The organism is Kitasatospora sp. NPDC047058 (assembly GCF_040643935.1).
In the GTDB taxonomy this organism is placed as follows: Bacteria; Actinomycetota; Actinomycetes; order Streptomycetales; family Streptomycetaceae; genus Kitasatospora.
Genome location: NZ_JBEYVJ010000283.1, coordinates 1 through 9,598 on the forward strand (window position 1 = coordinate 1; position 9,598 = coordinate 9,598).

The following is a 9,598-nucleotide window of genomic DNA, read 5'->3' on the forward strand; positions in this document are numbered from 1 at the left end:
CCCTTAGTGATGGTTGTTCAGCGGGGTACTCGACCGTTCTGGTGGTGACCGCCCGGCTGGCCCGGCGCTGGAGCGGACGCCGGGACCGGGCGGGCCGGCGGTCCGGCTGACGGCCCCTTCAGCGGGTGCGCGGGACCGTCCCGCCGTTCACGGCATCGACCAGGGTTCCTGCGGGAGGGGGCGGCCGGTCTCCAGGTAGGTCTTCAGGTTGGAGAGCACGGCCGACCAGCCGTCCTCCGCGTCGTCGCGCTCGGCCTCGTCCGCCAGGTTCTCGTGGGTGACGGTGAGCCGGGTGAGGTCCTGGTGCCCCTGGATCCGGAAGGTCACCCGGGACGGCCCGCCCGGGCGCTGCTCGTCCGGCCCGGCCCAGGTGGTGACCAGGAGGTGCGGCCGGTCGACGGCCTCGACGGTGCCGACCACGTCGGCGGTGCCGGAGTCGTCCTTGCGCTGGTGCTCCCAGCGGGCGCCCGGAAGCCAGGTGGAGACGTTGCGGTGGCCCCAGTAGACGCCGGACTCGTCGGCGTTGGTGAGGGCGTGCCAGACGTGCTCGGGGGTGGCGTGCACGTAGACGATGGCGCGGTAGGGGGTGGCGGTCACGGCGTCACCCGCGCGCGGCGTCGAGCAGCGGCTGGATCTCGAGCTTCCCCATGCGCATCATGACCGCGATGACGCGGTCGGCCTTGGCCCGGTCGGGGTCCGCGACCAGTTCGAGCAGGACGCGCGGGGTGATCTGCCAGGAGAGGCCGAAGCGGTCCTTCAGCCAGCCGCACGGGCCCTCCTCGCCGCCGTCGGCGGTGAGCCCGGCCCAGAGCCGGTCCACCTCCTGCTGGTCCTCGCAGTCGACCTGGAGCGAGACGGCCTCGGTGAACCGGAACTGGGGGCCGCCGTTGAGGGCGGTGAAGCGCTGGCCGTCGAGCTCGAACTCGACGGTCATCACCTTGCCCGCCTCCCCGGGGCCGGTCCCGGTGTAGTGGGTGGTGCCGGTGATCCGGGAGTCGGGGAACAACGAGGTGTAGAAGGCGGCGGCCTCTTCGGCCCGGTCGTCGTACCAGAGGAAGGTGGTGATCTTCTGCATGGCCCGACGGTAGCGGCGGGCGCGGGCCGGACGGCCGAGCCACGGCCGGGGGTCACCAGTTCGGCGCCCCCGGCCGCGCCCGGCCGCGTGCGGCCCGCGGATGCCCGCGGATGCCCGCGGCGGGGTCAGTGCACCCAGCCGGCGTAACGCTGGGTGAAGCGCAGCCCGGTGGCGGCCGTCACGACGACGTCGTAGCGGCCCTGCCGGTCCAGCGGCCAGGCCAGGTTCACCTGCTTGCCAGGCTTGACCCGGACCGTCTGCGGGGTGCCCGCGAAGTCGTTGGGCGCGGCGGTGAAGGCCACCTCGGTCATGCCGTCGTTGACCAGCTGGAGGGTGAACCGGGAGGAGTCGCCCAGGTCGGCCGTCACGATCGGCACGCCGATGTCGTTCTGGCCGCCCCGGCCGTCGCGGATCACCGTACCGGCGAAGCGGCGGACGAAGCCGTCCGGGCCGTGGACGGTGAAGTCGTAGCGGCCGTTGCTCTTCGCGGCCTCCCAGACGTGGGTGGCGGTGGCGCCGGGGGCGACGGTGTACGGGGTGCCGGCGAACGGGAAAAGGATGTTGGGATAGACCGTGTACGGGAAGGCCACCGTGCCGTCGTTGGTCATGGTGCAGGTGACCCGGCCGGTCTTCCGGTCCACGTCGACGTCGGCCCAGGGCTGGTACGGCAGGGGGCGGTGCGGGCGGTCGCCGCGCTCCTGGACGGGCATCGACTGGGCGCCGGCGGCGGGCAGCTGGACGGCCGGGAGCCTGGTCCCGGCGTCGGCCCTCGCCATCAGGGCGTTGGTGTCGGGGAGCGCGGGGATCGAGTGGTCCGGGGCGGCGAAGTCGAAGCAGCTGGTGAGGTCGCCGCAGACGGTCCGGCGCCAGGCCGAGATGTTGGGCTCGGCGACGCCGGTGACCTGCTCCATGAAGCGCAGCACGGAGGTGTGGTCGAAGACCTGCGAGTTGACCCAACCGCCGCGCGACCAGGGCGAGACGACCCAGAGCGGGACGCGGTTGCCGAGGCCGATCGCGCGGCCCTGGGTGAACTCCTCGGGCGTGCCGGGTTCGGGGGTGGGCGGGACCATGTGGTCGAAGTAGCCGTCGTTCTCGTCGTACATGACCAGGAAGACGGTGTGCTGCCAGACCGCCGGGTTGGACATCAGCGACTGCAGTGCGGTGTCGACCCAGTGCGCGCCGTACGCCGGGCCGGCCTCCGGGTGCTCGGAGAACAGGTAGGGGGCGACCAGCCAGGAGATGGTGGGAAGGGTGCCGTCCTTGCAGTGGGCGTCGAAGGCGGCGGGGTCGAACTTGGTCATCGCGTTGACGTACCGCGGGTCGGTGACCGGGAAGTCGTGGAACTGCTTGAAGTAGGAGAGCGCGTTGTCGTCGTAGTCGCCGGTGCGGTCGTCCTTGCTGGGGTTGTGGTAGACCCGCCAGGTCACGCCGGCCTTCTCCAGGCGCTCGGCGTACGTCGTCCAGTCGGCGACCGGGTTGTCGGTGACCGGGGTGTTGTCGATCCACGGGCCGGTGGTGCCGTCCCGGCCGGGGCCGGCGGTGCCGGTCCAGAGGTAGAGCCGGTTGGGGTCGGTGGGGCCGGCGAGGGAGGTGAAGTAGGCGTCGCAGAGGGTGAACGCGTCGGCGAGGGCGTACTGGTAGGGGATGTCCTCACGGGTGAAGTAGCCCATGGTGCGCTCGCCCTTGGCGGCGACCCACTTGTTCATCGCGCCGTTGTTGATCGCCTGGTGGCCGGTGGCCCAGTCGTGCGGCAGGCCGCCGGCGTTCTGCGCGTTGTACTTGGAGGTGTCCATCCGGTACGGCAGCATCGCCCCGCCGTCGCTGCGGCGCGGGTCGGGCTGGCGGAACACGTCGGTGCCGTCCGGGAACTGGAGCGCCTGCTTGTCGCCGAAGCCGCGCACGCCGTCGAGCGTGCCGAAGTAGTGGTCGAAGCTGCGGTTCTCCTGCATGAGGACGACCACGTGCCTGACGTCCTTGATGGTGCCGGTGAGGCGGTCCGCGGCGGGTTCGGCGGCCCGGGCGGTGGTGGCGGGGAGGCCGGTCAGGGCGGCGGCGCCGGCGGCCGCGGTGGCGCCGACGAAGGTGCGGCGGGAGAAATCGGGCATGGCGAACGGACCTCTCGGGGGTGACGGAGGAGGGTAGGCGGGGGCGCGGGTTCGGGCCCTGGGGCTTGGGGCCCGGGGCCTGGGGCTCGGGGTTTGGGGCCCGGGGCCGTCAGAGCTGGAAGGTGGCGACGGCGGCGGCCGTGTCCGAGGGCCACTGGTTGGCGGCGAGGGCGGCCGGATCCGCGCTGGTGGCGGGCCAGTCGGCGACCAGCGTGTGGGCCTCCACCAGCTTGAGCGGGCCGGCGTACAGGACGTAGTCGATCCGGTCCTGCGGCTCGGGCTTGCCGGCGGCGCGCTGCTTGCGGACCGGCGACCAGGTGCAGCCGGGCGCCTTGGCCGGGTCGCGGTTCTCCTCGCGGAAACTGTCGGTCAGTCCGGCGGCCTGGAGCACGGTGGTGACCGGCCAGCCGAGCGGACCGACCCCGCCGTGTCCGGCCGCGGTGGCGGCCGTCCAGTCCAGGTGGGACGGCGAGGAGAGCGCACCCGCGAGGATCACCGGCGTCCCGCCGGCGGCGTCCGCCCTGACGGCCTCGGCCAGCGCCCTGGCCTGCCGGACGCGGACGGAGGCGTTCTCGGCGTCCGTCACCTGGGCGGCGCTCCCGCCGTCCTGGACGGCGTACGGGCCGTAGCCGGTCTCGTCCAGGTGCGCGGTCCAGAAGCGGACGGCGCGGCCCCCGGGCAGCTGGAGGGTGGCGCCGGCGGCCGGCAGCCCGTCCGTCGCCGGGGTGACGGCGCTCAGCGGGTAGCGGCTGAGGATGCCCACGCTGCCCGGGCTCTGGTACGCGTACCAGCCGAGCGTGGTGGCCAGCGTCTGGGCGGCGCTGCCGGCCGTCTCCTGGAGGGCCAGCACGTCCAGGCCCTGGGCGAGAACGACGCGCAGCTGCTTCTCGAGGGCGTCGGTGAAGGTGGCACCCGCATTGGCGAGGTTCCAGCTCGCGGCCTTCAGGCGCAGCGGCCCGGCCGGGTCCGCCACCGGGATCTGCACGGTGACGGTGTCGGTGGCCCCGGCGCTGTCCTTCACGCCGACGACGACCGTCTCCGGCTTCCCGGGCGCGGTGGCGGGTGCGGTGCCGGTGAGCGTGCCGTCGGCGGCGACGGCGGCCCAGGCCGGGCCGGAGACCTTGCGGAAGGTCGCGGCACCGGCGGGATTGCCCGCCGGACGGGACCAGAGGCCGCCGAGCCTGACCGACACGGCGGCGCCCGGGGCGACGGCGGTGGCGGTGAGCGCGTCGACGGCGCTGTGCGGGCGGACCACGGCGGGCCTGGGGCGGAAGGTGAACGGCGCGGTCTGCGCGAGGATCCCGTAGCCGTCCTTGGCCAGCAGGTACGCGGTGTACGGGCCGCCGGTGAGTGCCGAGGTGTCGAGCTGGACGTCGCCGAAGCCGCCCGACGTGTACTTCCAGAGCAGGGAGCTCCCGGTGCCGGGCCGGCGGGTGCCGTCGTAGATTCCGACCCAGTTCTTGGCGTCGGGGGCGTCGGTCGTCCAGTGGAAGGTGAGCTTGTCACCTTCGGTGGGGTTGGCGGGCGTAGTGAGGGTCAGGGCGCTGCCGGTGGCCACGGTTGTCCTGTCCGCCGCGCTCGGGCGGGCGGCCTGCCCCGTGTGGGAGGAGGGCAGGGCGGGGCCGGGCCGTCGGCGGCTGGTCACGGAGGGTGAGAGGGAGGCGCTCGTAGTTGGCTGTACAACTGCGGGCGAGCCCCATTCATCCGGAGGTCAGCGACCTGGGCGTGAACGACGTATGACGGATGGTCGGGCGGTCCGGGAACTCCCGGGCGGCGGCTGGGCGGGCGCGCGGAGGCGGGCGTGCACGCCTGGGCGGGCCGGGAGTCCGTTCCGGCGAGCGGGTGGATCAGCGGCGGGCGAGCCGGCGCTCGCCGCCCGCCCCCCGGGCGTACCGGAGCCCGTAGTGCGCGAAGAGCGCCGGCTCGTCCTCGGCCGGCAGGACGCCGTCGGTGTCGATCGAGGGCGCCTTCTTGACCAGGGCCTTGGCGAACGCGACCCGCACGTAGCCCGGCCCGAGCACGGCCTCGTCCAGCGGGACGAAGACCAGCCGGCGCCGGCCGACCATGCCGACCGTGACGGTCGCGAAGGACGGCTGGTCACTCGCGGTTTCCACGTACACGGATTCGAGTGTGCCGATCCGACGGCCCTTCTCGTCGACCACGGCATGGCCGCGCCACTCCCTGATGTCCGCCGCACCGATCATCATGGCCTCCCGTCGCCGGCCCGCCCTGGCCCGGCCTGGTGGTGGTGTCCGGGGACTTCCATCGTGCTCCGGTCCGCGCCGCTCCGCCCGACGGGGCGCGGGGGCACGGGGGCACGGGGGTGTGAGGGTCCCGGCGAACCGACCGAACGGGCAGGAATGCGGTCATTGCCCGTAAGTATGGGTGAGCCGCCCACCCGCCCACCGACGGCCGGGCCGGGCGTCTAGGCTGTCCGCCGAGAACACCGGACGGATCATCAGATCGCGCAGAGGTCACCAACGAGCGGAGGCGGCCATGGGCTACGACGGCATGTGGGAGCCCGGCGACGCCGCCGTCGCCGCCGACCTCCGGCCCGAGATCCCCCACCCGGCCCGGATGTACGACTACTACCTCGGCGGGAAGGACAACTTCCCCGCCGACCGCGAGGCCGCCGAGCGGGCCCTGGCCGCCAATCCGGAGTTTTGCTCCACCGCCCTCGCCAACCGGGCCTTCCTGTACCGGGCCGTCCGGCACGTCACCCGCCTCGGCCTCGACCAGTTCCTCGACATCGGCACCGGCATCCCCACCGCCGGCAACACCCATGAGATCGCCCAGTCCGTGGACCCGCGCGCCCGGGTCGTCTACGTCGACAACGACCCGATCGTGCTCACCCACGCCCGTGCCCTGATGGCCGGGACGACCGTCGGCCGCACCACCGTGCTCCAGGCCGACCTGCGCGACCCGGCCGGCGTCCTGGCCGCCGCCGACGCCGAGCGACTCCTCGACTTCGACCGCCCGGTGGCCCTGGTGCTCTGCGCCGTCCTGCACTTCCTGCGCGACGAGGACCGCCCCGACAAGGTGCTGCGGGAGCTCCTCGACGCCCTCGCCCCGGGCAGCCACCTGGTCCTCTCCCACGGCACCGCGGACTTCATCCCCACCGAGGTGCGCGACCGCGTCACCGGCGTCTACGACAAGGCCACCGCTCCCTTGGTCGGCCGCACCCGCGACCAGGTCCGCGCCCTCCTCGAAGGCCTCGACGTCCTCGACCCGGGCGTCGTCACCGTCCCGCTCTGGCGGCCCGACTCCGCCCCCGTCCCCGGCGCCGACCGCGTCAGCATGTACGGGGCCGTGGCCCGCAAGCCCTGAGGACGGACGGAGCAGCCACCGTTGCCCCCGGGGACGGTGGAGCGCCGTCTAATTGAGCGGCGGCCGAACGGTCGTCACGTCTACCCTTCGGACGCATGGCTGACGAGATATTCGGAGACCCACGGCTGGCGGCGATCCACGACCCGCTCGATCCGGACCGCACCGACCTCCACACCTACCTCGACCTCGCCCGGCAGCTCGGCGCGCAGCGGGTGCTGGACATCGGCTGCGGCACCGGCGTGTTCGCGCTCCTGCTGGCCGACCGGGGCGTCGAGGTGGTCGGCGTCGACCCCGCCCGTGCCTCCGTCGACGTGGCCAGGGCGAAGCCGGGCGGCGAACGCGTGCGCTGGATCTGCGGTGATGCGACCGATCTTCCGCCGCTACAGGTGGACCTCGTCACCATGACGGCCAACGTCGCCCAGGCGATCATCGACCCGGACGCGTGGCGGCAGACGCTGGCCGGGGCGTTCGGGGCGCTGCGGCCCGGCGGGCAGCTGGTCTTCGAGACCAGGGTCCCGGCCGTGCGCGCCTGGGAGACGTGGAACCGCGCGGCCTCGCACCGGGTCACCGAGATCCCGGGGACCGGCGCGGTCGAGAGCTGGGTCGAGCTGGTCGAGGTGAGCCCGCCCCTCGTCACCTTCCGCTGGAACTACGTGTTCGCCTCGGACGGGCAGCACCTCACCTCGGACTCGACCCTGCGGTTCCGGGAGCGCGAGGAGATCGAGGCCGACCTGGCGGCGCAGGGCTTCAGCGTTCAGGACGTCCTCGACGCACCCGACCGCCCGGGCAAGGAGTTCGTCTTCCTCGCCCGACGCCCCTGACCTCACGGGCCCCCCCACTCCCGGGCACCCGCGCAGGAAGTCGGCCTGGCCGACTTCTCGCGCGGCGGGCGAGGACGGATCGGACGGGACCGGGGCGGTCGTCTGGAACTGGTCCTGCGGTGATCGCCATGGCGAGGGGTGAGTGCCCCTGGTCAGTGGGCCGGTGCGGTCAGGTAGTCGGGGTGGTGGGCGGCGACGTCGTGGGCGGCTCGGACGAAGGCGGCGACGGCTGCGGATCGCGAGGTCTCCGGCCAGGCGACCACGACCGCGCTGGGGCTGAGGCCGGTGACCGGCCGGTAGGCGATGTCCGGGCGCTGGTGCCGCTCGGTGGTGGAGCGTGCCAGGAACGCCACCGCCTGGCCCAGCGCGACCACCTCCAGGAGTTGCTCGACGCTGGCCACGAGCGGCCCCTCAGGAGTGTCGGCCGGCGCCGAGCCCGTGTGGCCATCGCCCGCTTCCGCTCCGTCGCATCCGGTGTAGTAGGCGGTGGTGGAGGGGGCGGCCCCTTTCCAGCGCGGGATCGGTTCGCCCTTGAGGTCGGTCAGCCGCAGTCGCCGGCGTCCGGCGAGGTGGTGCGCGGCGGGGAGAACGGCCAGTCGCGGCTCGACCACGAGCGTCTGGGAATCCAGCCCTTGACCGTCGAACGGGCTGCGCAGCAGCGCCACATCGGCACGGCCGTCCCGCAGCATGGCGATCGGCTCTCCGCTGCCGCCGACGACGACTTCAGGCGGCGGCAGCTGCGAACCCGTTCCCCGGTAGGCGGCGAGGATCTCCCGCAGCAGCCCGGCATCGCCTCCCGGCTTGACCGCCACGACGAGCTGGGGCGTCGGCTGACCGGCCCGGCGTGCACGCCGGGCCGCCGCGTGCACCGCGTCGACCGCGATCCGGGACTGGTCCAGCAGCACCTGGCCGGCGGTGGTCAGCCTCACCTGCCGGGTGGTGCGCTCCAGCAGGCGGACACCGAGCCGCGACTCCATCTGAGCGATCGCCTTCGACAGCGGGGGCTGCGCCATCCCCAGGCGTTGCGCGGCCCGGCTGAAGTTCAGTTCCTCGGCGACCGCGATGAAGTACCTCAGCTCCCGCACCTCCAGCTCACTCATATCCGTGGACTATAGATCCAGAGTCTTCCGGTCTTTCCCTTCCGCCCATGGGCGAGGGGAGGCTGGGTGCATGACGACTTCACAGAAGACGGCTCTGATCACCGGAGCGAACAAGGGCATCGGCAAGGAAACGGCGCGCAGGCTCGCCGCCCTCGGCATCACCGTGCTGATCGGCGCCCGCGACGCCGAGCGTGGCGAGGCGGCGGCCGAGGAGCTTCGCACCGACGGCGCCGACGTACGGTTCGTACCGCTGGACGTCACCGACGAGATCTCGGTCCAGGACGCCGCCCAGCACATCGACGCCACGTTCGGCCGCCTCGACATCCTCGTCAACAACGCCGCGATCGCCGCCGGACCGCAGAGCCCGAGTGACACCCCGGCCGCCACCGTCCGGCAGGTCTACGAGACCAACGTGTTCGGCGTCATCGCGGTGACCCACGCCATGCTCCCCCTGCTCCGCCGCTCCGCCGCCGCACGCATCGTCAACATGTCCAGCGAACTCGGCTCCCTCACCCACCTGGCCGACCCGGGCAGCCCGTGGTCCGCCTACTACTCGATTCTCCTCCCCTACTGCACCTCGAAGAGCGCGCTGAACGCGATCACCGTGCTCTACGCCAATGAACTGCGCGCCGAAGGGATCCTGGTCAATGCGGTGAGTCCCGGCTACTGCGCGACCGACCTCAACCGCCACTCCGGGATGCGCACGGCGGAGGAGGGCGCGGCCGTGGCGGTTGGCCTGGCGACGGTGGGCGAGGACGGCCCGACGGGCGCCTTCCTGGCCGAGGACGGGCCGATTCCCTGGTGAGGCCGCGCCGGCTCCGCCCGAAGCCCTGTCCGCCTGCTCATCGGACCGGCGATCAACTGGCCTGAGCCGGACCGCTCCTCCCCGAAGACCGGGCCGAGGAGGGGCGGGAGGCGGGCGGCGCGCAGGAAGTCGGCCTGGCCGACTTCTCGTGGGCGGGTGAGGACGGATCAGGCGGGGCCGGGGCGGAGGAGGTCGAGGAGTGGGGGGTCGAGGGGCCAGGGGAAGGTGTCGGCGGCTGTCGCGGCGGCGGCGAGACGGAGGGAGCCGAGGAGGGGCGGGCCGTCCGGGCGGTGGCGGCGGGCGGCGGGCAGGCGGACGGCGAGTGCGGCCTCGGTGGCGGGTCGCAGGCCCGGCAGGTCGAACAG

The 9,598-nt window shown here is 73.3% G+C and carries 9 protein-coding genes and 1 pseudogene; 3 read left to right on the top strand and 7 right to left on the bottom strand.

Translation table 11 applies throughout. The features are described 5' to 3' along the window. Positions 1 to 147 precede the first annotated feature (147 nt). The 5 genes from ABZ885_RS29735 to ABZ885_RS29755 form a co-directional block, all read right to left on the bottom strand. Positions 148 to 597, bottom strand: coding sequence for an SRPBCC domain-containing protein (locus ABZ885_RS29735; protein WP_360195181.1), 450 nt, complete (start codon positions 595 to 597; stop codon positions 148 to 150). 4 nt (positions 598 to 601) lie between these two features. Further along, entirely contained in the window at positions 602 to 1,075 is a 474-nt protein-coding gene (locus ABZ885_RS29740) for a VOC family protein (protein ID WP_360195184.1), read from the bottom strand. A gap of 125 nt (positions 1,076 to 1,200) precedes the next feature. After that, entirely contained in the window at positions 1,201 to 3,180 is a 1,980-nt protein-coding gene (locus ABZ885_RS29745) for a phosphocholine-specific phospholipase C (RefSeq protein ID WP_360195186.1), read from the bottom strand. 109 nt (positions 3,181 to 3,289) lie between these two features. Continuing rightward, entirely contained in the window at positions 3,290 to 4,738 is a 1,449-nt protein-coding gene (locus tag ABZ885_RS29750; RefSeq protein ID WP_360195189.1) for an endonuclease/exonuclease/phosphatase family protein, read from the bottom strand. 289 nt (positions 4,739 to 5,027) lie between these two features. Then, complete coding sequence (locus ABZ885_RS29755; protein ID WP_360195204.1) at positions 5,028 to 5,384, bottom strand: PRC-barrel domain-containing protein; 357 nt, start codon at positions 5,382 to 5,384, stop codon at positions 5,028 to 5,030. Between the two features lie 292 nt (positions 5,385 to 5,676). On the opposite strand from ABZ885_RS29755, the gene ABZ885_RS29760 reads away from it, so the two are divergent. Both ABZ885_RS29760 and ABZ885_RS29765 read left to right on the top strand, forming a co-directional pair. Then, positions 5,677 to 6,507: an SAM-dependent methyltransferase gene (locus ABZ885_RS29760; RefSeq protein ID WP_360195192.1), complete on the top strand. Its 831-nt coding sequence runs from the start codon at positions 5,677 to 5,679 to the stop codon at positions 6,505 to 6,507. Between the two features lie 95 nt (positions 6,508 to 6,602). Continuing rightward, positions 6,603 to 7,328, top strand: a complete 726-nt coding sequence (locus ABZ885_RS29765) for a class I SAM-dependent methyltransferase (protein ID WP_360195195.1) — start codon at positions 6,603 to 6,605, stop codon at positions 7,326 to 7,328. A 152-nt stretch (positions 7,329 to 7,480) separates the two neighbouring features. Here the strand turns inward: ABZ885_RS29765 and ABZ885_RS29770 are convergent, their stop codons facing one another. Next, the gene (locus ABZ885_RS29770) at positions 7,481 to 8,428 is read right to left on the bottom strand and encodes a LysR family transcriptional regulator (protein ID WP_360195198.1); all 948 of its coding nucleotides are present in this window, start codon (positions 8,426 to 8,428) and stop codon (positions 7,481 to 7,483) included. A 70-nt stretch (positions 8,429 to 8,498) separates the two neighbouring features. Here ABZ885_RS29770 and ABZ885_RS29775 point away from each other — a divergent pair, with 70 nt between their 5' ends. Further along, entirely contained in the window at positions 8,499 to 9,233 is a 735-nt protein-coding gene (locus ABZ885_RS29775) for an SDR family oxidoreductase (protein WP_360195201.1), read from the top strand. Between the two features lie 167 nt (positions 9,234 to 9,400). Here the strand turns inward: ABZ885_RS29775 and ABZ885_RS29780 are convergent. Further along, positions 9,401 to 9,598: pseudogene (locus ABZ885_RS29780) on the bottom strand (hypothetical protein); the annotation flags it as partial.

Excerpts from the sequence above, each read along its gene's own strand:
- ABZ885_RS29745 (WP_360195186.1), bottom strand. The coding sequence starts at position 3,180 with ATGCCCGATTTCTCCCGCCGCACCTTCGTCGGCGCCACCGCGGCCGCC.
- ABZ885_RS29765 (WP_360195195.1), top strand. The coding sequence starts at position 6,603 with ATGGCTGACGAGATATTCGGAGACCCACGGCTGGCGGCGATCCACGAC.
- ABZ885_RS29770 (WP_360195198.1), bottom strand. The coding sequence starts at position 8,428 with ATGAGTGAGCTGGAGGTGCGGGAGCTGAGGTACTTCATCGCGGTCGCC.
- ABZ885_RS29755 (WP_360195204.1), bottom strand. The coding sequence starts at position 5,384 with ATGATCGGTGCGGCGGACATCAGGGAGTGGCGCGGCCATGCCGTGGTC.
- ABZ885_RS29740 (WP_360195184.1), bottom strand. The coding sequence starts at position 1,075 with ATGCAGAAGATCACCACCTTCCTCTGGTACGACGACCGGGCCGAAGAG.
- ABZ885_RS29760 (WP_360195192.1), top strand. The coding sequence starts at position 5,677 with ATGGGCTACGACGGCATGTGGGAGCCCGGCGACGCCGCCGTCGCCGCC.
- ABZ885_RS29775 (WP_360195201.1), top strand. The coding sequence starts at position 8,499 with ATGACGACTTCACAGAAGACGGCTCTGATCACCGGAGCGAACAAGGGC.